This is a genomic window from Streptococcus sp. 27098_8_70 (assembly GCF_041432215.1).
GTDB classification, from domain to species: Bacteria; Bacillota; Bacilli; order Lactobacillales; family Streptococcaceae; genus Streptococcus; species Streptococcus oralis_CP.
Genome location: NZ_JAPVZD010000005.1, coordinates 99,427 through 123,110, shown reverse-complemented (window position 1 = coordinate 123,110; position 23,684 = coordinate 99,427). Strand labels below are relative to the sequence as shown.

The window sequence follows — 23,684 nt, the reverse complement described above, 5'->3', positions numbered from 1 at the left end:
TTATCCGCCATAGCTCAGTTGGTAGTAGCGCATGACTGTTAATCATGATGTCGTAGGTTCGAGTCCTACTGGCGGAGTATAAATCAAAACGTTCAACTGAGCGTTTTTTTATTTATAAATATAGTGGATTGTTGAAATTTCAAATTTTAATTTTTAAATCTGTAATTACCTCTTTATTTTATTTTTAGTTCGTTTAGCTTTAAATTCTTCTTTTATAGGATTTGAAACTTTTTTAGTTCCTTTTTTTGTTAGACTAGTGTTACTAATAAGAAAGGGAATTTTTATATGCTTCAGAAATTTTATGATCGAGCATTTGTCTTTTTGAAACTAGTTGAACAAGAATATGCCTCTTTAGGTCAGAGTTGTTCAGAGTGGGAATCACTTCATCTTCGGTTTTTACTATATTATTTAATCCGATTTAAAATAAAAAGTGATAGGGACTTTTCACTATATCACTTTAAAACAGCTTATCGTCTATATCTAGATAAATTCCTGCAAGGTGGTACCACTCTCATCCAATAGGAAGTATCTATATCATAATTACGAACGATTGTTGTAGTTATATTTTAAAAAATATAGAATTAGCTTATAATCAAAGGTTTTTATATTTAGAAATGAAAGAATTTCCAAATCTTTTCTACTGTTTCTTCTTGATAAAATAGTGTTTTTTTCTTATAATAAATTGTAAGATATAATTGCGGGTGGAATTCCTGCCATGTATATGAGAAAGGACGAGCTCCTAGTAGCTCAGACGATTTTTATTATGACTTCAGTTGTTGTTGTAGGTACCCAATGGGGTGATGAAGGTAAAGGGAAAATTACAGATTTTCTTTCAGCTAATGCAGAGGTAATTGCTCGTTATCAAGGTGGTGATAATGCTGGTCACACGATTGTGATTGATGGTAAGAAATTTAAGTTGCACTTGATTCCATCTGGAATTTTCTTTCCTGAAAAAATCTCTGTTATTGGGAATGGGATGGTCGTGAATCCAAAATCCCTTGTCAAAGAGTTGCGCTATCTTCATGAGGAAGGTGTGACAACTGATAACTTGCGTATTTCTGATCGTGCGCATGTTATTTTGCCATATCATATTGAATTAGACCGTCTACAAGAAGAAGCTAAGGGCGACAATAAAATCGGGACTACAATCAAGGGAATCGGTCCAGCATATATGGATAAGGCTGCTCGTGTTGGAATTCGTATTGCGGATCTTTTGGATAAGGATATTTTCCGTGAACGTTTGGAACGCAATCTTGCGGAAAAGAATCGTTTGTTTGAAAAATTATATGATAGTACCCCTATTTCAGTTGACGATATTTTTGAAGAATACTATGAGTATGGTCAACAAATCAAGCAATACGTGACAGATACATCCGTTATCTTGAATGATGCGCTTGATAATGGCAAACGTGTGCTGTTTGAAGGTGCGCAAGGTGTTATGCTAGATATCGACCAAGGTACGTATCCATTTGTTACGTCGTCAAACCCTGTCGCTGGTGGTGTGACAATTGGGTCTGGTGTTGGCCCAAGTAAGATTGACAAGGTTGTAGGTGTTTGTAAAGCCTATACGAGTCGTGTAGGTGACGGACCTTTCCCAACTGAATTATTTGATGAAGTGGGGGATCGCATCCGTGAAGTAGGTCATGAATACGGTACAACAACTGGTCGTCCACGTCGTGTAGGTTGGTTTGACTCAGTTGTGATGCGTCACAGCCGCCGTGTATCTGGGATTACCAATCTTTCATTGAACTCTATCGATGTTTTGAGTGGTTTGGATACTGTGAAAATCTGTGTGGCCTATGATCTTGATGGTCAACGTATTGATTACTATCCTGCTAGTCTTGAGCAGTTGAAACGTTGCAAGCCAATCTACGAGGAATTGCCAGGTTGGTCAGAAGACATCACTGGAGTCCGTAATTTAGAAGACCTTCCTGAGAATGCACGTAACTATGTTCGTCGTGTAAGCGAGTTGGTTGGTGTTCGTATCTCAACTTTCTCAGTAGGTCCCGGTCGTGAACAAACTAATATTTTAGAAAGTGTTTGGTCATAGGAGATTTTTAAGATTAGTTTAAGACAGGTTGGGTATACTATAGACAGTTACAAGAAGACCTCCTAACTTGTTGTAACAAATATCCTAAACTTTTCTTTTTCATAATAATCTCCCTATTAAGTCACCGCATTCGGTGGCTTTTTTTGTCTTGAGAATCATGATATAATAATAAAATCGACAAGTAGGAAAAGAGAAGAACGATGAATTATACAGTTGAAGAAAAAGAAGCCTTTATGAGAGAGGCTTTGAGAGAGGCTGAGATTGCCTTAGAACACGATGAAATTCCAATTGGTTGTGTGATTGTCAAGGATGGAGAAATCATTGGTAGGGGGCATAATGCGCGCGAGGAGTTGCAACGGGCGGTCATGCATGCAGAAATCATGGCTATAGAGAATGCGAATGTGAGTGAGGAGAGCTGGCGCCTGCTCGATTGTACGCTTTTTGTGACCATTGAGCCTTGTGTCATGTGTAGCGGGGCGATTGGGCTTGCCCGTATTCCAAAGGTAGTCTACGGGGCTAAGAATCAGAAATTTGGTGCAGCTGGAAGCTTGTACGATATTTTGACAGATGAGCGTCTCAATCATCGTGTAGAGGTAGAAACGGGAATTTTGGAAGATGACTGTGCAGCGATTATGCAGGACTTTTTCCGAAATCGACGGAAAAAATAATTTCTCTTTAAAAACAGAGGGGAATGTGGTATAATGAATAGTGGAGCAACAGTTCTGCGTGAAGCGGGTCAGGGGAGGAATCCAGCAGCCCTAAGCGATGTGAATTGTGTGCTCTTTTTTCGTGCTTTTTTCGAATAAATAAGATAAAATAGCCTAGAATAAATGATTATAGAAAAGAGAAAAATATGAAAATTCGTGGTTTTGAATTGGTTTCGAGTTTTACAGATGAAAATTTGTTGCCTAAGCGTGAGACAGCTCATGCAGCTGGGTACGATTTAAAGGTTGCCGAACGAACTGTCATTGCGCCAGGTGAGATTATATTGGTCCCAACAGGAGTTAAGGCTTATATGCAACCGACAGAGGTGCTCTATCTCTATGACCGTTCTTCAAACCCTCGTAAAAAAGGCTTGGTCTTGATTAACTCTGTGGGTGTCATTGACGGAGACTATTATGGCAATCCAGGGAATGAAGGACATATCTTTGCTCAGATGAAAAATATTACTGATCAGGAAGTGGTTCTCGAAGTTGGGGAACGTGTGGTTCAGGCTGTCTTTGCTCCTTTCTTGATTGCAGATGGAGATGAGGCAGATGGCGTGCGGACTGGTGGATTTGGATCGACAGGGAAATAGAGGGATAAAATGGCAGACTATTTATTAGTTGTAGACATGCAGTCAGATTATGTTGCTGTAGGAAAAGCCTATCATGAAGAACTGACTGCAGCTGTAAATGACAAAATTGCTACTTATCCCAGCGACCGAGTTATCTATATTCTCAATCGTTTTTTCTGGGAGAGAAAAGATAGAAAGAAGAAATTTGCGACCAACTTGTTAGTTGTATCTTCTCGTATCTTTGAGAAGTGTCGGGCTTCTTGCTTTACTAATCCAGATTTAAAAGATTTTTTAGAGGGAAATGGTGCTAAGAGCATAGAGTTTATAGGGGTAGATGGCAATTTCTGTGTCAAGGCTTCCGTTTTGGCAGCTGTCAAGGAGAATTATCAGGTTTCTGTCGATTTGTCTGCTGTCGGAGTTGCCAACCAGAATAAATTTCAAAATACATTGTATAAGTGGCATTCTTTCGGAGTAACCGTAAAAGGAGAATTATTATAGCAAAGAAAAAAGCGACATTTGTATGTCAAAATTGTGGGTATAATTCCCCAAAATATCTAGGGCGTTGTCCTAACTGTGGGTCTTGGTCTTCTTTTGTAGAAGAGGTTGAGGTCGCCGAGGTTAAGAATGCGCGTGTGTCTTTGACAGGTGAGAAAACCAAGCCCATGAAACTGGCTGAGGTGACTTCCATCAATGTCAATCGAACCAAGACGGAGATGGAGGAATTTAACCGTGTGCTTGGTGGAGGTGTGGTACCGGGGAGTCTCGTTCTTATCGGTGGGGATCCAGGGATTGGGAAATCAACCCTTCTCTTACAAGTATCGACTCAGCTGTCCCAAGTAGGGACTGTTCTCTATGTCAGTGGGGAGGAGTCTGCCCAGCAGATTAAACTCCGTGCAGAGCGCTTGGGTAATATTGATAGCGAGTTTTATCTCTATGCAGAGACCAATATGCAGAGCGTTCGATCTGAGGTGGAGCGCATCCAACCAGATTTTCTCATCATCGACTCTATCCAGACGATTATGTCTCCTGAGATTTCAGGGGTGCAGGGGTCTGTGTCTCAGGTGCGTGAGGTAACGGCTGAACTCATGCAGTTGGCGAAGACTAATAACATTGCTATCTTTATCGTAGGACATGTGACTAAGGAAGGAACCTTGGCAGGTCCGCGTATGTTGGAGCATATGGTGGATACGGTGCTTTACTTTGAAGGGGAGCGCCACCATACCTTCCGTATTTTGAGGGCAGTCAAAAACCGTTTTGGTTCCACTAATGAGATTGGCATCTTTGAGATGCAGTCGGGTGGATTGGTTGAGGTCCTCAATCCGAGTCAAGTTTTCCTAGAAGAGCGTTTGGATGGAGCGACTGGCTCGTCAATCGTTGTGACCATGGAAGGGACCCGTCCGATTTTGGCGGAGGTTCAGGCTTTGGTAACACCAACCATGTTTGGAAATGCTAAGCGCACAACGACAGGTCTTGATTTCAATCGTGCAAGTCTGATTATGGCTGTTTTGGAAAAACGAGCAGGGCTTCTTTTGCAAAATCAGGATGCTTATCTCAAATCTGCTGGTGGCGTCAAATTGGATGAGCCTGCCATTGACTTAGCCGTTGCAGTGGCTATTGCCTCTAGTTACAAGGACAAGCCTACCAATCCTCAGGAATGTTTTGTGGGTGAACTGGGCTTGACCGGAGAAATTCGGCGCGTGAATCGCATCGAACAACGCATAAATGAAGCGGCAAAACTGGGCTTTACCAAGATTTATGTACCCAAGAATTCCTTGACAGGAATCACTCCACCCAAGGAAATTGAAGTCATTGGTGTGACAACGATTCAAGAAGTTTTGAAAAAGGTCTTTGCATAATCCGTGACAAATCCTCTTAAAAATGATAAGATAGGAGAAATATTTGATTATCAAATTTTTCAGGAGGGAATCGTGTCGTATTTTGAACAGTTTATGCAAGCCAATCAGGCTTATGTTGCCCTACATGGGCAGTTAAATCTGCCACTTAAACCCAAAACCAGAGTAGCTATCGTGACCTGTATGGACTCACGTCTACACGTTGCGCAAGCTCTAGGTTTGGCCCTTGGGGATGCTCATATCTTGCGGAATGCGGGTGGTCGAGTAACTGAGGACATGATTCGTTCACTGGTGATTTCCCAGCAACAAATGGGGACAAGAGAAATCGTGGTGCTTCACCATACAGACTGTGGAGCTCAAACCTTTCAAAATGAAAGTTTTCATGAATATTTGAAACACGAGCTCGGAGTTGATGTATCTAATCAAGATTTTTTACCATTCCAGGATGTTGAAGAGAGTGTGAGAGAGGATATGCAATTGCTTAGAGAGTCTCCACTGATTCCTGATGATGTGGTTATTTCAGGTGCTGTCTATGATGTGGATACAGGAAGTATGAGAGAAGTATACTAACTTTGTCTCGAAAAAATCTCACCCTAGCATAAAATCGATTGTTAAAATGTAGAATTTTTAGTTTTAATATAGCTAATATAAAATAGCATAAAACAAGGGTATAAATGTTTACTCTTGTTTTATTTTTGATTGAAAAATAAAGGAAAAAGCGCTACAATGGTAGATGGAAAATGTTGTGTAAAAACAAGTGATACATAAATACCGGAGGAAATCATGTCTTTTTCTGATTTAAAGCTGTTTGCCCTTTCTTCTAATAGAGAATTGGCAGAGCGTGTGGCGCAAGAAATTGGGATAGAGTTGGGGAAATCGACTGTTCGCCAATTTTCAGATGGGGAGATTCAGGTCAACATTGAAGAATCAATCCGTGGAAAACACGTCTTTATCCTACAATCAACTAGTTCACCTGTAAATGATAATTTACTTGAAATTTTGATTATGGTGGACGCATTGAAGCGCGCCAGTGCAGAATCTGTCAATGTTGTTATGCCTTACTATGGCTATGCACGTCAGGATAGAAAAGCGCGCGCGCGTGAGCCAATCACAGCAAAACTCGTTGCAAACATGCTAGAAGTTGCTGGGGTAGATCGTTTGTTGACGATTGATTTGCACGCTGCACAGATTCAGGGATTCTTTGATATTCCTGTAGATCACTTGATGGGTGCTCCCTTGATTGCGGACTATTTTGAACGTCGTGGCATGGTTGGCTCTGACTACGTGGTTGTCAGCCCAGACCATGGTGGGGTGACTCGTGCTCGTAAATTGGCAGAGTTTTTGAAAACTCCGATTGCGATTATTGACAAACGCCGTAGTGTAGACAAGATGAATACCAGTGAAGTGATGAACATCATTGGTAAGGTAGAAGGTAAGACTTGTATCTTGATTGACGATATGATCGATACAGCTGGAACTATTTGTCATGCGGCAGATGCTCTTGCTGAAGCAGGTGCTGTTGAAGTTTACGCAAGCTGTACGCACCCAGTTCTTTCGGGGCCAGCTATGGACAATATCCAAAAATCAGCTATTAAGAAATTGGTTGTTTTGGATACTATCTATCTACCAGAAGAGCGTTTGATTGATAAGATTGAACAAATTTCGATTGCTCATCTTCTGGGCGATGCTATTATTCGTATCCACGAAAAACGTCCTCTTTCTCCATTATTTAGTATCGAGAAAAAAATCTAAACTTTCACTTGAAATAGATCGTTCTCCTAGCAGGTTTCTTTTCTTGCTAGGAGATTTTTTGTAGTCAAAATCTGCAAGCCTTTTCAAAATATGCTATACTGATGGAAAAGGAGGATTTCTATGAGCCAAGAATTTATCAATCCAAGTGATGGTGTGGTACGTCAGTATCTTGCAACCAGTAAAACGTTAGCGGTAGTAGGCTTGTCCGATCGTGAAGAAACAACTAGCAATCGAGTGACTAAGGAAATGCAGGCTCGGGGCTATAAAATCATTCCAGTCAATCCCAAGGCTTCAGGTGGCGAAATCTTGGGAGAAAAGGCCTATGCAAGCCTAGCTGAGATTCCTTTTCCTGTTGATATTGTCAATGTATACCGACGGAGCGAGTTTTTACCAGATGTGGCGCGTGATTTTCTCAAGGCTGATGCCAAGATTTTTTGGGCACAACTGGGACTTGAAAGCCTAGAAGCGGAAGAAATCTTGCGTGCTGGAGGATGCGATGACATCGTGATGAATCGTTGTATTAAGAGAGAACATACTCGCTTAATTCTTGAGCAATAAAAAGGTAGCCATGGGCTACCTTTTTGTGTTAGAAAATACCAATCAATGCCTGCATGCCAAGACTGGTGAGGATGATGGCAATCCAGCAAAGGGCTCCAAGAAGAATGGATTTACCGCTGGATTTGACCATGGCTACTAGATTTGTTTTGAGACCGATGGCACTCATAGCCATGATAATGAGGAATTTGGAGAGTTGTTTGAGAGGGGTGAAGAAGCTACTAGACACACCGAGAGAGGTGAGAAAAGTCGTTAAGAGAGAGGCTAGGATAAAGTAAAGGATAAAAAGTGGGAAGACTTTTTTTAGTTGGAAACCCTGGCTATTTTTTTGTTGGCGGCTTTGCCAGTAGGAGAGAAAGAGCGTGATAGGAATAATGGCAAGGGTGCGTGTGAGTTTAACAATGGTTGCAGACTCAAGGGTATTGGTCTGATAAAGACTGTCCCATGCGCTGGCTGTGGCCGTTACAGAAGAAGTATCGTTGACTGCAGTTCCTGCAAAGAGGGCAAAACCTTCATTGGATAGGTGAAGCCAGGTTCCTAGCGTTGGAAAGATGAGCGCAGCCAAGACATTGAAGAAAAAGATAACGGAAATGGCTTGGGCAACTTCTTTTTCCTTGGCATGGATGACGGGCGCTGTCGCAGCAATGGCAGAGCCACCACAGATAGAAGAACCCACTCCAATCAAGGTAGCTAGTTTTGTGTCTAGCGCAAAGAAACGTTGGAAGAGGTAGGCAACGATTAAGGAAATCGAAATGGTGGAAAGGATGACAGGGAGTGAAGTTTGTCCAACTGCGAAGACTTGCGAGATATTGAGACCAAAACCGAGTAAGATAACGGCATACTGGAGTAATTTCTTGGAACTAAAGGTCAAACCTGCGTCTAGTTGTTTGTAAGGTGAGAGCCAGGGGTGGAGGAGCATTCCAGCAAAAATTGCAAAGACAGGTGCACCCACGACGGGGAAAAATCCTCCCAGGCACCAAGATACGATAGAAATGAGAAGGCAGGCCAAGATTCCTGCTCCATTTTTTGATAAAAATGACATATAAACCTCCGAAAATAAGCACTTATTATTATAGTCCTGTCGAGAAGAAAAGTAAAACAGAAAGTGAAAAATGCGGGTTTCAGATGGATTTTGCGGTCAGGGAGCTTTTGTAGTATAATAGTACTATGTTCTGTAAGCAAGGGGGATATCTATGGACTTAACCAAACGCTTTAATAAACAGTTAGACAAGATTCAAGTTTCCTTGATTCGCCAGTTTGACCAGGCAATTTCAGAGATTCCTGGGGTCTTGCGTTTGACCTTGGGGGAACCTGATTTTACAACGCCAGATCATATCAAGGAGGCAGCCAAGCGAGCCATTGACCAGAACCAATCCTACTATACAGGGATGAGCGGTTTACTGACCTTGCGCCAGGCTGCTAGCGACTTTGTAAAAGAAAAATACCAGCTAGATTATAATCCTGAAAATGAAATTTTGGTTACAATTGGGGCGACAGAGGCTTTATCTGCTACTTTGACGGCTATTTTGGAAGAGGGGGACAAGGTGCTCTTGCCAGCTCCTGCCTACCCAGGATATGAGCCGATTGTCAATCTAGTTGGGGCAGAGATTGTCGAGATTGATACAACTGAAAATGGTTTTGTCTTGACTCCTGAGATGTTGGAAAAGGCCATTTTGGAGCAAGGGGACAAGCTCAAAGCAGTTATTCTCAACTATCCAGCCAATCCGACAGGTATTACCTATAGTCGGGAGCAGTTGGAAGCCTTGGCAGACGTTTTACGCAAGTATGAGATTTTTGTTGTCTGTGATGAGGTTTACTCAGAATTAACCTATACAGGCGAAGCCCATGTATCTCTGGGAACTATGCTGAGAGACCAGGCTATTATTATCAATGGCTTGTCTAAATCGCATGCTATGACTGGTTGGCGTTTAGGCTTTATCTTTGCTCCTGCGGCTTTCACAGCTCAGTTAATCAAGAGTCACCAGTATTTGGTTACTGCTGCAAATACGATGGCTCAGCATGCTGCGGTGGAGGCTTTGACCGCTGGTAAAAACGACGCAGAGCCTATGAAAAAGGAATACATCCAGCGTCGAGATTATATCATCGAAAAGATGACTGCTCTTGGTTTTGAGATTATCAAACCAGATGGGGCCTTCTATATCTTTGCTAAGATTCCAGCGGGCTACAATCAAGACTCCTTTGCTTTTCTGAAGGATTTTGCCTATAAGAAGGCCGTTGCCTTTATCCCTGGTGCCGCCTTTGGACGTTACGGAGAAGGCTATGTGCGTCTGTCCTATGCAGCCAGCATGGAAACGATCAGAGAGGCCATGAAACGACTTGAGGAGTACATGAGAGAAGCATGATTCAGTCTATCACGAGTCAAGGTCTCGTACTCTACAATCGTAACTTTCGTGAGGATGACAAGCTAGTCAAAATTTTTACCGAGCAGGCGGGCAAGCGTATGTTTTTCGTCAAACACGCTGGCCAGTCCAAACTAGCTCCTGTTATTCAGCCTTTGGTGTTGGCACGATTTCTCTTGCGCATCAATGATGATGGGCTTAGCTACATCGAGGACTACCATGAGGTGATGACCTTTCCAAAGATTAATAGTGATCTCTTTGTCATGGCCTATGCTACCTATGTGGCAGCTCTTGCAGATGCTAGTTTGCAGGATAATCAGCAGGATGCTCCCTTGTTTGCTTTCTTGAGGAAGACTCTGGAGTTGATGGAAGCAGGGATAGATTATCAGGTCTTAACCAATATTTTTGAAATTCAAATCTTGACTCGATTTGGAATCAGCCTTAATTTTAATGAGTGTGTCTTTTGCCATCGGGTCGGTCAGGCCTTTGACTTTTCTTTTAAATATGGAGCCTGCATCTGTCCAGACCATTATCATGAAGATGAGAGACGTTGTCATCTCAATCCCAATATCCCTTATCTGCTCAATCAATTTCAAGCCATTGATTTTGAAACCTTGGAGACCATTTCGCTTAAGGCCGAAATCAAGCAAGAGTTACGCCAATTTATGGATCAACTCTACGAAGAGTACGTTGGGATTCACCTAAAATCGAAGAAATTTATTGATTCCCTAGCAGACTGGGGACAATTACTAAAAGAGGAAGACAAATGAAAAAAATCGCAGTAGATGCTATGGGGGGCGATTATGCACCTCAAGCCATCGTTGAGGGTGTCAACCAAGCCCTTACTGACTTTTCAGATATTGAGGTTCAACTCTATGGAGATAAAAGTAAGATCAAGCAATATCTAACAGCGACAGAGCGTGTCAGCATTATCCATACGGATGAGAAAATCAACTCAGACGATGAGCCGACGAAAGCTATCCGTAAGAAGAAAAATGCCAGCATGGTATTAGCAGCTAAGGCTGTTAAAGAGGGAGAAGCAGACGCTGTCCTCTCTGCTGGTAACACAGGTGCCTTGTTGGCTGCAGGATTCTTTATCGTGGGTCGTATCAAAAATATCGATCGTCCAGGACTCATGTCGACCTTGCCGACCATCGATGGAAAAGGGTTTGACATGCTAGACCTTGGGGCCAATGCAGAAAATACAGCCCATCATCTTCACCAATACGCTGTCCTAGGTTCCTTCTATGCGAAAAATGTTCGTGGGATTTCGAAACCACGTGTTGGTTTGCTCAACAATGGAACAGAAAGCAGCAAGGGAGATCCGCTTCGTAAGGAAACATACGACTTGTTAGTAGCTGATGAAAGTTTGAACTTTGTCGGAAACGTGGAAGCGCGTGATCTGATGAATGGCGTTGCGGATGTTGTCGTAACAGATGGTTTCACGGGAAACGCTGTTCTCAAATCCATCGAAGGTACAGCTTTGGGAATCATGGGCTTACTTAAAAATGCTATTACGGGTGGTGGCCTTCGAGCGAAGCTAGGTGCTCTACTTCTCAAGGATAGTCTTAAGGGGTTGAAGACACAGCTCAACTATTCAGATGTTGGAGGGGCAGTTTTGTTTGGTGTCAAGGCGCCAGTTGTAAAAACTCATGGCTCAAGTGATGCCAAGGCTGTGTACAGTACGATTCGTCAGATTCGTACCATGCTAGAAACAGACGTAGTTGCTCAAACTGCGCGTGAATTTTCAGGAGAATAAAAAAGATGACAGAAAAAGAAATTTTTGACCGTATTGTAACCATTATCCAAGAGCGACAGGGAGAAGACTTTGCCGTAACAGAGGCTTTGAGTTTGAAAGACGATCTAGATGCGGACTCAGTGGATTTGATGGAGTTTGTCTTGACACTAGAAGATGAATTTGGTATCGAAATCACTGATGAGGAAATCGATCAACTTCAAAGTGTAGCGGATGTAGTAGCGATTATTAAAGATAAAAAATAGCCAAAAGCAACATGCAAGTCATGTTGTTTTTTATTTGCAGAAAAAGAGAAACTTTTAGTAGAAATTGCGAATAAAGAGATGAGAAAGAAAAAGGAGGAACATTTATGTATGTGACTGGTTTTTATCCGTGGTTCATTAAGTGGTTTTTAAAATAAAAATGAATAAGTTGCTTATTTTTGAATTGTTTTGCGAATGGATAGGTAAGGAAAAAGGGAAGGAGATTACGCGATGTATTTACCAATCTTATTGCCATGGTTGATCAAATGGTATTTAAAATAAATGAAATTTACCTGTTCATTTTAAATTACTTCTCGAATAGATAAGTGAGAAGAAAAGAAAGGAGAGAAGAAAATGATTTCAGTAATTTACCCAATCTGGCTATTTAAGTGGCTTAGAGGTTAAAGATTAGATATATAGAAAAATATAGAGGAGAAGAAAGATGACAAACTTTGACAAAATGGAACAGAACTTTGTAGCTCTTACAGAAGAAGAGTTGATGGATGTGGATGGGGGCTCGGTTACCGCTGTAGTTGTAGGAGGTGTCTTACTAATTGGTGGTATTGCTTGGGGCTATTTTATGTAATAATAAGGAGAGAAAAAATGAATTTAAATAAATGGACAGAATTGACAGAAGAAGAATTGATGAATACAGAAGGTGGCTTAATTACCATAGCCATGATTGCTGGAGGAGTAGCAATTTTCCTTGGTGGTCGATTAATTGGTCAAGATTTAAAACGTAAATTTGGATAAAAGTAGACTTGTATGAAAAATCTAAAAAATGTAATGGGAGCAGTTCTAATTATTTTTGGAGTGCTTTGCATATTGGGAGATTTAAATGTAATCACCTTTAATGTTGAAAAATATTTCCAAACAGAATTAGTTGTTCCGATCCTTATTTTGATGATGAGTTACTTGGATTTAGCTAAAGACAAGGTTTAAAGAGAACTATTTTTAGTGTATGGCAACTGCTATTGAATAGTCATCTTTTAGTTATTATCAATGAAATAAGAACTAATTTAGGAATAGTAGGGATTTTGGTTGGAGTAGCTATTGGATTAGCCAGTATTATTTAAAAAGGAGAGAGAAAAATGAAAGAAATGGATAAAAAATTTGATATCATGACAGAAGAAGATTTGGCTCTTACTGAAGGAGGCTTCATTGTCACTACTTCCACAGCAATAGCTTGGGGTGTATTAGGAGTAGCTGCTTATATGTATGGGCGTTATCTAGGAAGTAGACGTTAATCTAAATATAGAAGGAAATTAACTATGAGTCGTAACCTAAATCTCAATACATTGTTACCTAAGCTAGCCACTATACTTCCTTTGTTAGGAATAGGTCTTAATCTTACGCTTCATCTAATTCGTACGGGTTCGCTAGTATCTTTTGATTGGCAATGGAGTTTAATAGGTTTGATTGCTGCAGGCTATTTTGGTATTTTTTGTAAGGATTTGAAGAAAAATAATCAAAACTATAAATGATGAATTTGAATGGAAAGGATTTTGTGCATGTAAATGGCGGAGTTTTTCCACCTTGTTTTATCCAGAGATCTATCCGATTCTGCTTAGTTTGTTTTATAGAGGATATAAGTACAAAACAACAGATAGTAAGATTGGGAATTGATGGAACATCAGATTGGAGTTGGAGATGAAAGTCGTTCAATTACTACAAAAAAGCTTGGCCAAAGACCACTGTATTATTTAGCTCGATGGCTTAATTACTTATTAGAATCGTGGCTAATATAAACAAAATAAATCTACCTACGTGGTTTGAATATTTTGATATACCTAAGATTTCATCATTCTTGATGACATTTATCTTACTTTATAGAAATATCATTTCAGAATAGTTTATTTCTAGGCATTCATTTTTTAACGGTTACTTTAAACAGGCAGAACTTTTGTTCTGCTTTTTTACATTTAAATGATAGTTTATGCTTTTTAAAGTGCGTTTCAGGTGCAAAAATAGTTTATTTAGGAATATTTTCCTGTTTTTATCCTTATTTGGTTAAAATAATCTTACAAATTTTTAAAGAGATTGTTAGAAAAAAGGAGATGGATATGAAATTTGGGAAAAGGCACTATCGTCCCCAAGTGGATCAGATGGATTGTGGCGTGGCTTCCTTGGCTATGGTCTTTGGTTACTATGGTAGTTATTACTCCTTGGCTTATCTAAGAGAGTTAGCCAAGACGACCATGGATGGGACGACGGCTTTGGGGCTTGTAAAGGTGGCAGAGGAGATTGGGTTTGAGACGCGGGCTATCAAGGCGGATATGACGCTCTTTGATCTGCCAGATTTGACCTTTCCTTTTGTGGCTCATGTGCTCAAGGAAGGAAAGTTGCTCCACTACTATGTGGTGATAGGTCAGGATAAAAAGCACATTCATATCGCTGATCCGGATCCTGGTGTCAAGCTGACCAAGATTTCCCGTGAGCGTTTTGCGCAAGAGTGGACAGGGGTCAGTATTTTTATGGCGCCATCTCCGGGCTATAAACCTCATAAGGAGAAGAAACAGGGTCTCCTATCCTTCTTGCCGATTTTATTCAAACAGCGTGGCTTAATTACCAATATCGTCCTAGCGACACTCTTGGTAACCTTGATCAATATCGTGGGCTCCTACTATCTTCAGTCCATCATTGATAGTTACGTGCCAGACCAGATGCGCTCGACGCTGGGCATCATCTCTATTGGGTTGGTCATCGTCTATATCCTCCAGCAGATTTTGTCCTACGCGCAGGAATATCTCCTACTAATCCTTGGGCAACGTCTCTCAATTGATGTGATTTTGTCCTACATCAAGCATGTTTTTCACCTGCCGATGTCCTTTTTCGCGACACGCAGGACAGGAGAAATCGTGTCTCGTTTCACGGATGCTAACAGTATCATTGACGCGCTAGCTTCGACCATTCTGTCGATTTTCCTAGATGCGTCGACGATTTTGATTATCTCTCTGGTCTTGTTTTCACAAAATATGACGCTCTTTTTCATTAGTCTACTTGCGCTTCCTATCTATACAGTGATTATCTTTGCCTTTATGAAGCCTTTTGAAAAGATGAATCGGGATACCATGGAAGCTAATGCGGTTCTGTCTTCTTCTATCATCGAGGATATCAACGGCATTGAGACCATTAAATCTTTGACCAGTGAAAGTTCGCGCTATCAAAAGATTGACAAGGAATTTGTGGCTTATCTGAAAAAATCCTTTACCTATAGTCGGGCAGAAAGCCAGCAAAAGGCTCTGAAAAAAGTTGCCCAGCTCCTGCTCAATATTGCCGTTCTCTGGCTGGGAGCTATTCTTGTCATGGATGGGAAAATGAGTTTGGGCCAGCTGATTACCTATAATACTTTGCTCGTTTACTTTACCAATCCTTTGGAAAATATCATTAACCTACAAACCAAACTTCAGACAGCGCAGGTTGCCAATAATCGCTTAAATGAGGTTTATCTAGTAGCTTCGGAGTTTGAGGAGAAGAAAACGGTAGAAGATTTGAGCATGATGAAAGGGGATATGACCTTTAAACAGGTTCACTACAAGTATGGCTATGGTCGTGACGTCTTGTCGGATATCAATTTGACCATTCCCCAAGGCTCTAAGGTGGCTTTTGTGGGGATTTCGGGGTCAGGTAAGACCACCTTAGCCAAGATGATGGTTAATTTTTACGATCCAAGTCAGGGAGAGATTAGTCTGGGTGGTGTCAATCTCAATCAGATTGATAAAAAGGCCTTGCGCCAGTATATCAACTATTTGCCTCAACAGCCCTATGTCTTTAACGGAACGATTTTGGACAATCTTCTTTTGGGAGCCAAGGAGGGGACGACTCAGGAGGATATCTTACGGGCGGTGGAGTTGGCAGAGATTCGGGAGGATATTGAGCGCATGCCCCTGAATTACCAGACAGAATTGACTTCGGATGGGGCAGGGATTTCAGGTGGTCAACGTCAGAGAATCGCTCTGGCGCGTGCTCTCTTGACAGATGCGCCTGTCTTGATTTTGGATGAGGCGACCAGCAGTTTGGATATTTTGACAGAGAAGCGAATTGTCGATAATCTCATGGCTTTAGACAAGACCTTGATTTTCATTGCTCACCGCTTGACCATTGCTGAGCGGACAGAGAAGGTTGTTGTCTTGGATCAGGGCAAGATTGTCGAAGAAGGAAAGCATGTTGATTTGCTTGCACAGGGTGGTTTTTACGCCCATTTGGTGAATAGCTAGAAAGAGGAGAGGATGAAACCAGAATTTTTAGAAAGTGCGGAGTTTTATAATCGTCGTTACCATAATTTTTCCAGTCGGGTGATTTTACCTATGTCACTTCTGTTCGTGTTTTTACTAGGATTTGCAGTTTTTGCAGAGAAAGAGATTAGTTTGTCTACCAGAGCGACTGTCGAACCTAGTCGGATTATTGCCAACATCCAGTCGACTAGTAATCAACGCATTGTGGGGAACTATCTGGAAGAAAACAAGTTGGTCAAGCAGGGGGAACTACTCGTTCAGTACCAGCAAGGGGCGGAGGCTGTCCAGGTCGAAGCATACGCCAGTCAATTGGAGATGTTAAAGGATCAAAAAAAGCAGTTGGGATATTTGCAATCCAGTTTGAAAGAGGGGAGTGATCAATTCCCAGAGGCGGATAAGTTTGGTTACCAGGAGATGTTTCGAGATTATCTCAGCCAAGCTAGTAGTCTTAGGAGTAATGTTTCTCAACAAAATGCCAGCATCTCTTCTCAAAATGAGGCAGCAAGTCAGAGCCAGGCCGAGATTGGCAATCTTATCAGTCAAACAGAGGATAAAATCCGAGACTACAAAACAGCTAAGTCAGCGATTGAAAAGGGAGATCAACTGGATAGTCAGAATCCAGCCTACTCTTTTTACCAGACCTATAAAAATCAAGGTGAAGAAGATCCGCAAGCTAAATCGCAAGTTATTGCGCAAGTGGATGCTCAAATTGCCCAGCTAGAGTCCAGTCTAGCTACGTATCGTGTACAATATGCGGGTTCTGGGGCTCAGCAGGCCCACGCAACGGGACTGGATAGTCAACTGGAATCGCTCAAGTCTCAGCACTTAGTCAAAGTCGGTCAGGAATTAACTCTTTTGGATCAGAAAATTTTAGAAGCAGAGTCGGGTAAGAAAGTCCAGGGAGGTCTCCTCGATAAGGGAAAGATTACAGCAAGTGAGGATGGGGTGCTTCACCTCAATCCTGAGACTAGTGAATCTACGATGGTCGCAGAAGGAACCCTGCTAGCCCAACTCTATCCATCCTTGGAAAAAGAAGGAAAAACCAAACTCACAGCCTATCTCAGTTCAAAAGATGTTGCTAGAGTCAAGATTGGGGACTCTGTCCGTTATACTACGACTAATGATGCGAAGAATCAAATTTTCCTGGATTCCACGATTACAAGTATTGATGCGACAGCTACAAAAACTGAACAAGGAAATTTCTTTAAAATTGAGGCGGAGACTAATTTAACTTCGGAGCAGGCTGCAACACTTCGTTATGGTTTAGAAGGCCGCCTGCAGATGATCACAGGGAAGAAAAGCTATCTCCGTTATTTTTGGGATCAATTTCTAAATAAAGGGTAATATTCGTGTTTTTCAGAGGATAAATGGTTTTAAAACTGTAAGAAGAGTTCATCTTGCAGTTTTTCTTTACGCTTAAAACAGAAAAACGTTATTTATTCGTAAAAACCTTGAATTTTTCATGCTTTTGTGGTAGAATGTGCTCAAGTAAAACGAAAGGCGAACTTTAAAATGTCAAAACAACTGATCTATTCGGGAAAAGCCAAGGATATCTATACAACTGAGGATGAAAATCTCATTATTTCAACTTACAAGGACCAGGCAACTGCCTTCAACGGTGTCAAGAAGGAGCAGATTGCGGGCAAGGGAGTCTTGAATAATCGGATTTCATCTTTTATTTTTGAGAAATTAAATGCGGCTGGTGTAGCGACTCATTTTGTGGAGAAGCTTTCGGATACGGAACAGCTCAATAAAAAGGTTGAGATTATTCCTTTGGAAGTTGTGCTCCGTAACTACACGGCTGGTTCCTTTTCAAAACGTTTTGGCGTAGAAGAAGGTATTGCATTTGAGACTCCAATTGTCGAATTTTACTATAAAAATGATGATTTGGATGATCCCTTTATCAATGACGAGCATGTGAAATTCCTTAAAATTGCGGATGACCAGCAGATTGCTTACTTGAAGGAAGAAACCCGTCGTATCAATGAGCTCTTGAAGGATTGGTTTGCTGAGATTGGCCTCAAGTTGATTGATTTTAAGCTAGAGTTCGGTTTTGATAAGGATGGCAAGATTATCTTGGCAGACGAGTTTTCACCAGATAACTGCCGTTTGTGGGATGCAGATGGCAACCACATGGACAAGGATGTTTTCCGCCGTGGCTTGGGTGAATTGACGGACGTTTACGAGATTGTCTGGGAAAAGTTGCAAGGTTTAAAATAACACCTTCAAGGTCGTTTGGGAACATTGCAAGAGCTGAAATAAAGGAATAAGAATTGATGGATAAACGTATTTTTGTTGAGAAAAAGGCTGATTTTCAGGTCAAGTCAGAGAGTTTGGTAAGGGAGCTCCAGCACAACTTGGGACTGTCAACTTTGAAAAGTATTCGCATTGTGCAAGTTTATGATGTCTTTGACTTGGCAGAGGACTTGTTTGCACCTGCAGAAAAGCACATCTTCTCTGAGCAGGTGACGGATCATGTCTTGGACGAAGCGGCCGTGCAAGCGGATCTTGCCAACTATGCTTTCTTTGCCATTGAAAGTTTGCCAGGGCAGTTTGACCAGCGTGCAGCTTCGGCACAGGAAGCCTTGCTTTTGCTGGGAAGTTCGAGTGACGTGACAGTCAACACAGCTCAACTTTACTTGATTAATAAAGATATTGATGCGACTGAGTTGGAAGCGGTCAAAAACTATCTGCTCAATCCAGTTGATTCTCGTTTCAAGGACATCACGACAGGGATTGCCAAGCAGGAATTTTCAGAGTCGGACAAGACCATTCCTAAATTGACTTTCTTTGAAAGTTATACGGCAGAAGACTTTGCTCGCTACAAGGCCGAGCAAGGGATGGCAATGGAAGTGGATGATTTGCTCTTTATCCAAGACTATTTCAAGTCAATCGGGCGCGTGCCGACAGAAACAGAGCTCAAGGTTTTGGACACTTATTGGTCTGACCACTGCCGTCATACAACATTCGAGACTGAGTTGAAAAACATTGACTTCTCAGCTTCTAAATTCCAAAAGCAATTGCAAGCGACTTATGACAAGTATATTGCCATGCGTGAGGAACTAGGTCGGTCTGAAAAGCCACAAACCTTGATGGATATGGCGACTATTTTTGGTCGTTATGAGCGTGCTAATGGTCGTTTGGACGATATGGAAGTGTCTGACGAAATCAATGCCTGCTCGGTTGAAATCGAAGTGGACGTTGATGGTGTCAAGGAACCTTGGCTCCTCATGTTTAAAAACGAAACCCACAACCACCCAACGGAAATTGAACCATTTGGTGGAGCGGCTACTTGTATCGGTGGCGCCATTCGTGACCCATTGTCAGGCCGTTCTTATGTTTACCAAGCTATGCGTATCTCAGGTGCTGGTGATATTACAGCTCCGATTTCGGAAACTCGCGCTGGTAAATTGCCACAACAAGTCATTTCGAAGACAGCGGCTCATGGTTATTCTTCGTATGGTAACCAAATTGGTCTGGCGACGACTTACGTTCGTGAATACTTCCACCCAGGCTTTGTAGCCAAACGCATGGAGCTTGGTGCAGTTGTCGGTGCTGCTCCTAAGGGAAATGTAGTCCGTGAAAAACCGGAAGCAGGTGACGTGATTATATTGCTCGGTGGTAAGACTGGACGTGATGGTGTCGGTGGTGCGACAGGGTCTTCTAAGGTTCAAACAGTTGAGTCTGTAGAGACTGCTGGTGCTGAGGTTCAAAAAGGGAATGCCATCGAAGAGCGCAAGATTCAACGTCTTTTCCGTAATGGAGATGTCACTCGTCTCATCAAGAAGTCCAATGACTTTGGAGCAGGTGGTGTCTGTGTGGCTATCGGTGAATTGGCAGATGGTCTTGAAATCGACCTCAACAAGGTTCCTCTTAAATACCAAGGCTTGAATGGTACAGAAATTGCCATCTCTGAATCACAAGAACGGATGGCGGTCGTGGTTCGTCCTGAAGATGTGGATGACTTCGTTGCGGAATGTAATAAAGAAAATATTGACGCGGTTGTTGTGGCAACAGTGACTGAAAAACCAAATCTTGTCATGCACTGGAATGGTGAAACGATTGTCGACTTGGAACGCCGTTTCCTTGATACAAACGGTGTGCGCGTAGTCGTTGATGCCAAGGTTGTGGACAAGGATGTCAAACTCCCAGAAGAACGCACAACAAGTACTAACACACTTGAAGCAGATACCCTTGCGGTTCTGTCTGATTTGAACCATGCAAGTCAAAAAGGCTTGCAGACCATCTTTGACTGCTCGGTCGGTCGTTCAACGGTCAATCACCCACTTGGTGGTCGCTACCAACTCACACCAACTGAGGCATCTGTCCAGAAATTGCCAGTTCAGCACGGGGTGACCAATACTGCGTCTGTCATGGCGCAAGGTTTCAACCCTTATGTGGCAGAATGGTCTCCATACCACGGTGCTGCCTATGCGATTATCGAAGCAACCGCTCGTTTGGTTGCTGCTGGTGCAAACTGGTCTAAGGCTCGCTTCTCTTACCAAGAGTATTTTGAGCGGATGGACAAACAAGCAGAGCGTTTTGGTCAGCCAGTAGCGGCTCTTCTAGGATCTATCGAAGCACAAATCCAGCTTGGCTTGCCATCTATCGGTGGTAAGGACTCCATGTCTGGTACCTTTGAAGAATTGACTGTACCGCCAACCTTGGTCGCTTTTGGAGTTACGACAGCGGATAGCCGTAAGGTCCTTTCTCCAGAATTTAAAGCTGCTGGTGAAAACATCTACTACATCCCAGGTCAAGCCCTCTCTGCAGAGATTGATTTTGACTTGATTAAGTCTAACTTTGCTCAATTTGAAGCCATCCAAGCTGGACACAAAGTAACATCTGCATCAGCTGTTAAATACGGAGGTGTCCTTGAAAGCTTGGCACTTGCTACCTTTGGAAATCATATCGGTGCAGAGGTGACCTTGCCTGAACTTGAAACAGCCTTGACAGCTCAATTAGGCGGATTTGTCTTCACATCTCCTGAAGAAATCGCTGGAGTAGAGAAGATTGGACAAACGAAAGCAGACTTTACACTCCTTGTCAACAGTGTGAAGCTAGATGGACAGAAACTTGACAGTGCCTTTCAAGGAAAATTGGAAGAAGTTTACCCTACTGAATTTGCTCAAGCTAAAGAACTGGCAGAAGTGCCAGCTGTCGCTTCTGACGCAGTCATCAAAGCCAAGGAAACCATTGAAAAACCAGTGGTTTACATCCCAGTCTTCCCAGGAACAAACTCAGAATATGATTCAGCAAAAGCTTTTGAAAAAGAAGGTGCAGAAGTCAACTTGGTGCCATTCGTGACCTTGAATGGAGAAGCCATTGTCAAGTCAGTTGAAACCATGGTTGACAATATCGGCAAGGCAAACATTCTCTTCTTTGCAGGTGGATTCTCAGCTGCGGATGAACCGGATGGATCAGCTAAGTTTATTGTCAATATCTTGCTCAATGAAAAAGTGCGTGCAGCCATTGATGGCTTTATCGCTCGTGGTGGCTTGATTATCGGTATCTGTAATGGGTTCCAGGCCTTGGTCAAATCAGGTCTTCTTCCATACGGAAACTTCGAGGATGCAAGCAGCACTAGTCCAACCCTCTTCTACAATGATGCCAACCAGCACGTAGCTAAGATGGTGGAAACGCGAATTGCCAATACCAACTCACCATGGTTGGCTGGAGTACAAGTGGGCGATATCCATGCCATCCCAGTATCGCACGGTGAAGGAAAGTTTGTCGTGACAGCTGAGGAATTCGCAGAGCTTCGTGACAATGGTCAAATCTTTACCCAATATGTTGATTTCGAGGGTAAACCAAGCATGGACTCTAAGTACAATCCAAATGGTTCTGTAAATGCCATCGAAGGAATTACTAGCAAGAATGGTCAAATCATCGGTAAGATGGGACACTCAGAACGTTATGAAGACGGTCTCTTCCAAAACATCCCAGGGAATAAAAACCAGCACCTGTTTGCGTCGGCTGTACGTTATTTCACAGGGAAATAAAAGGTATATAAAATGACATACGAAGTAAAATCTCTTAATGAAGAATGTGGTGTTTTCGGTATCTGGGGACATCCAGACGCTGCTAAATTGACCTATTTTGGTCTCCACAGTCTTCAGCACCGTGGTCAGGAGGGGGCAGGAATCCTCTCCAATGACCAGGGGCAATTGAAGCGTCATCGTGATATGGGGCTTTTATCAGAAGTGTTCAGAAATCCAGCTAATTTGGATAAACTAACTGGAGCGAGCGCGATTGGGCATGTTCGTTATGCGACTGCTGGCGAAGCTTCTGTAGATAATATCCAGCCCTTTCTCTTCCGCTTTCACGATATGCAGTTTGGACTTGCTCACAACGGAAACTTGACCAATGCCGAATCGCTCAAGAAAGAACTAGAGCAAAGAGGAGCTATTTTCAGTTCAACTTCGGACTCGGAAATCTTGGCCCACCTCATTCGTCGAAGTCACAATCCGAACTTGATGGGCAAAATCAAGGAGGCGCTCAGCCTTGTCAAAGGTGGCTTTGCGTATATCCTGCTGTTTGAGGATAAGTTGATTGCTGCGCTTGATCCTAATGGCTTCCGTCCGCTTTCTATCGGGAAAATGGCAAACGGAGCGGTGGTTGTTTCCTCTGAAACTTGTGCTTTTGAAGTCATCGGTGCCGAGTGGATTCGTGATGTAAAACCAGGAGAGATTGTAATCGTGGATGACAATGGTATCCAGTACGATAGTTATACGAATGATACCCAGTTGGCGATTTGTTCTATGGAGTATATCTATTTTGCTCGCCCTGACTCTAACATCCATGGGGTCAATGTCCATACAGCTCGCAAACGCATGGGGGCTCAATTGGCGCGTGAATTTAAGCACGAAGCTGATATCGTAGTCGGTGTGCCAAATTCCTCGCTCAGCGCAGCCATGGGATTTGCAGAAGAATCCGGTCTGCCAAATGAAATGGGGCTGATCAAGAATCAATACACGCAACGCACCTTTATCCAACCGACTCAAGAATTGCGGGAGCAAGGGGTGCGGATGAAACTGTCTGCTGTTTCGGGTGTCGTTAAAGGCAAACGTGTGGTGATGATTGATGATTCCATTGTTCGTGGGACAACCTCTCGCCGTATCGTTCAGCTTTTGAAAGAAGCAGGTGCGACAGAAGTTCACGTTGCTATTGGCAGCCCTGCGCTAGCTTATCCATGCTTCTACGGGATTGATATCCAGACGCGTCAGGAGCTGATTGCGGCCAATCATACGGTAGAAGAAACCTGCCAAATCATTGGTGCGGATAGCCTGACCTATCTTTCGATTGATGGCTTGATTGATTCTATCGGCATCGAAACAGAGGCGCCGAACGGTGGTCTCTGTGTCGCTTATTTTGATGGAGACTACCCAACTCCTCTCTACGACTATGAGGAAGAATATCGTAGAAGCTTGGGGGATAAGACCAGTTTTTACAAATAGACGGATAAAGACTCTCCATGAAAGGAAAGGAAGAGAAGATGACAAATAAAAATGCTTATGCTCCACGTCTCGCTACTGACTAAAAGCTAAAGCATTTGTCAGTAGACGCTTTGCCTTATGGGGTCAAAGCTAGAGCCCTGACCAATAT

The 23,684-nt window shown here is 42.5% G+C and carries 24 protein-coding genes, 1 tRNA gene and 1 other RNA gene; 25 read left to right on the top strand and 1 reads right to left on the bottom strand.

All coding sequences use genetic code 11. The annotated features are described in order from the left end of the window. Window positions 1-3: 3 nt before the first annotated feature. The 11 genes from O3655_RS08595 to O3655_RS08545 all read left to right on the top strand — a co-directional run bounded on the left by O3655_RS08595 (window position 4) and on the right by O3655_RS08545 (window position 7,489). Window positions 4-77, top strand: a tRNA-Asn gene (locus O3655_RS08595). Between the two features lie 208 nt (window positions 78-285). After that, complete coding sequence (gene comW / locus O3655_RS08590) at window positions 286-522, top strand: sigma(X)-activator ComW (RefSeq protein WP_000939509.1); 237 nt, start codon at window positions 286-288, stop codon at window positions 520-522. A 241-nt stretch (window positions 523-763) separates the two neighbouring features. Further along, window positions 764-2,050: an adenylosuccinate synthase gene (locus O3655_RS08585; RefSeq protein WP_061428590.1), complete on the top strand. Its 1,287-nt coding sequence runs from the start codon at window positions 764-766 to the stop codon at window positions 2,048-2,050. Between the two features lie 200 nt (window positions 2,051-2,250). Then, window positions 2,251-2,718: a tRNA adenosine(34) deaminase TadA gene (gene tadA / locus O3655_RS08580; protein ID WP_001110098.1), complete on the top strand. Its 468-nt coding sequence runs from the start codon at window positions 2,251-2,253 to the stop codon at window positions 2,716-2,718. A 32-nt stretch (window positions 2,719-2,750) separates the two neighbouring features. After that, an RNA gene (gene ffs / locus O3655_RS08575) (signal recognition particle sRNA small type) lies at window positions 2,751-2,849 on the top strand. Window positions 2,850-2,903: 54 nt separating this feature from the next. Further along, window positions 2,904-3,347 (top strand): dUTP diphosphatase, encoded by a 444-nt coding sequence (locus tag O3655_RS08570; protein WP_000701976.1) that lies wholly within the window; start codon window positions 2,904-2,906, stop codon window positions 3,345-3,347. 9 nt (window positions 3,348-3,356) lie between these two features. After that, a complete protein-coding gene (locus O3655_RS08565; RefSeq protein WP_000796430.1) occupies window positions 3,357-3,824 on the top strand; it encodes an isochorismatase family protein in 468 nt (155 codons plus the stop codon). Continuing rightward, complete coding sequence (radA, locus tag O3655_RS08560; RefSeq protein ID WP_082243820.1) at window positions 3,821-5,182, top strand: DNA repair protein RadA; 1,362 nt, start codon at window positions 3,821-3,823, stop codon at window positions 5,180-5,182. The genes O3655_RS08565 and radA overlap by 4 nt, the downstream gene beginning before the upstream one ends. 72 nt (window positions 5,183-5,254) lie before the next feature. Continuing rightward, window positions 5,255-5,749 carry a carbonic anhydrase gene (locus tag O3655_RS08555; RefSeq protein WP_025171793.1) on the top strand — a complete coding sequence of 165 codons (495 nt, stop codon included), beginning with the start codon at window positions 5,255-5,257 and terminating at the stop codon, window positions 5,747-5,749. A 213-nt stretch (window positions 5,750-5,962) separates the two neighbouring features. Beyond that, entirely contained in the window at window positions 5,963-6,931 is a 969-nt protein-coding gene (locus tag O3655_RS08550; RefSeq protein ID WP_000010175.1) for a ribose-phosphate diphosphokinase, read from the top strand. Between the two features lie 120 nt (window positions 6,932-7,051). Continuing rightward, on the top strand, window positions 7,052-7,489 hold the full coding sequence (locus O3655_RS08545) for a CoA-binding protein (protein WP_042901913.1): 438 nt from the start codon (window positions 7,052-7,054) through the stop codon (window positions 7,487-7,489). A 28-nt stretch (window positions 7,490-7,517) separates the two neighbouring features. On the opposite strand, the gene O3655_RS08540 is transcribed toward O3655_RS08545, so the two are convergent. After that, window positions 7,518-8,528 carry a YeiH family protein gene (locus O3655_RS08540; RefSeq protein WP_042901914.1) on the bottom strand — a complete coding sequence of 337 codons (1,011 nt, stop codon included), beginning with the start codon at window positions 8,526-8,528 and terminating at the stop codon, window positions 7,518-7,520. A gap of 151 nt (window positions 8,529-8,679) precedes the next feature. On the opposite strand from O3655_RS08540, the gene O3655_RS08535 reads away from it, so the two are divergent. The 14 genes from O3655_RS08535 (at window position 8,680) to purF (ending at window position 23,536) form a co-directional block, all read left to right on the top strand. Next, window positions 8,680-9,849 (top strand): pyridoxal phosphate-dependent aminotransferase, encoded by a 1,170-nt coding sequence (locus O3655_RS08535; RefSeq protein WP_042901915.1) that lies wholly within the window; start codon window positions 8,680-8,682, stop codon window positions 9,847-9,849. Beyond that, window positions 9,846-10,616, top strand: a complete 771-nt coding sequence (gene recO, locus O3655_RS08530; RefSeq protein ID WP_042901916.1) for a DNA repair protein RecO — start codon at window positions 9,846-9,848, stop codon at window positions 10,614-10,616. The genes O3655_RS08535 and recO overlap by 4 nt, the downstream gene beginning before the upstream one ends. Continuing rightward, a complete protein-coding gene (gene plsX / locus O3655_RS08525) occupies window positions 10,613-11,605 on the top strand; it encodes a phosphate acyltransferase PlsX (protein WP_042901917.1) in 993 nt (330 codons plus the stop codon). Before recO ends, plsX begins: the two co-directional genes overlap by 4 nt. A gap of 5 nt (window positions 11,606-11,610) precedes the next feature. Further along, entirely contained in the window at window positions 11,611-11,847 is a 237-nt protein-coding gene (locus tag O3655_RS08520) for an acyl carrier protein (RefSeq protein ID WP_000136435.1), read from the top strand. A 439-nt stretch (window positions 11,848-12,286) separates the two neighbouring features. Continuing rightward, the gene (locus O3655_RS08515) at window positions 12,287-12,430 is read left to right on the top strand and encodes a class IIb bacteriocin, lactobin A/cerein 7B family (RefSeq protein ID WP_042901918.1); all 144 of its coding nucleotides are present in this window, start codon (window positions 12,287-12,289) and stop codon (window positions 12,428-12,430) included. Between the two features lie 17 nt (window positions 12,431-12,447). Next, entirely contained in the window at window positions 12,448-12,597 is a 150-nt protein-coding gene (locus O3655_RS08510; protein WP_001052546.1) for a class IIb bacteriocin, lactobin A/cerein 7B family, read from the top strand. A gap of 12 nt (window positions 12,598-12,609) precedes the next feature. Next, window positions 12,610-12,786 carry a hypothetical protein gene (locus O3655_RS08505; protein WP_000793177.1) on the top strand — a complete coding sequence of 59 codons (177 nt, stop codon included), beginning with the start codon at window positions 12,610-12,612 and terminating at the stop codon, window positions 12,784-12,786. A 149-nt stretch (window positions 12,787-12,935) separates the two neighbouring features. Beyond that, the gene (locus O3655_RS08500) at window positions 12,936-13,091 is read left to right on the top strand and encodes a hypothetical protein (RefSeq protein ID WP_000661692.1); all 156 of its coding nucleotides are present in this window, start codon (window positions 12,936-12,938) and stop codon (window positions 13,089-13,091) included. 24 nt (window positions 13,092-13,115) lie between these two features. Beyond that, on the top strand, window positions 13,116-13,328 hold the full coding sequence (locus O3655_RS08495) for a hypothetical protein (RefSeq protein WP_042901919.1): 213 nt from the start codon (window positions 13,116-13,118) through the stop codon (window positions 13,326-13,328). A 579-nt stretch (window positions 13,329-13,907) separates the two neighbouring features. Further along, window positions 13,908-16,061 (top strand): peptide cleavage/export ABC transporter ComA, encoded by a 2,154-nt coding sequence (comA, locus tag O3655_RS08490; RefSeq protein ID WP_042901920.1) that lies wholly within the window; start codon window positions 13,908-13,910, stop codon window positions 16,059-16,061. Between the two features lie 12 nt (window positions 16,062-16,073). Further along, window positions 16,074-17,423: a competence pheromone export protein ComB gene (gene comB / locus O3655_RS08485; RefSeq protein WP_042901921.1), complete on the top strand. Its 1,350-nt coding sequence runs from the start codon at window positions 16,074-16,076 to the stop codon at window positions 17,421-17,423. 168 nt (window positions 17,424-17,591) lie between these two features. After that, a complete protein-coding gene (gene purC, locus O3655_RS08480; RefSeq protein WP_042901922.1) occupies window positions 17,592-18,299 on the top strand; it encodes a phosphoribosylaminoimidazolesuccinocarboxamide synthase in 708 nt (235 codons plus the stop codon). Between the two features lie 56 nt (window positions 18,300-18,355). Next, a complete protein-coding gene (locus O3655_RS08475) occupies window positions 18,356-22,081 on the top strand; it encodes a phosphoribosylformylglycinamidine synthase (RefSeq protein WP_308697316.1) in 3,726 nt (1,241 codons plus the stop codon). Between the two features lie 12 nt (window positions 22,082-22,093). Next, on the top strand, window positions 22,094-23,536 hold the full coding sequence (purF, locus tag O3655_RS08470) for an amidophosphoribosyltransferase (protein WP_308697317.1): 1,443 nt from the start codon (window positions 22,094-22,096) through the stop codon (window positions 23,534-23,536). The last annotated feature ends 148 nt before the right edge of the window (window positions 23,537-23,684 follow it).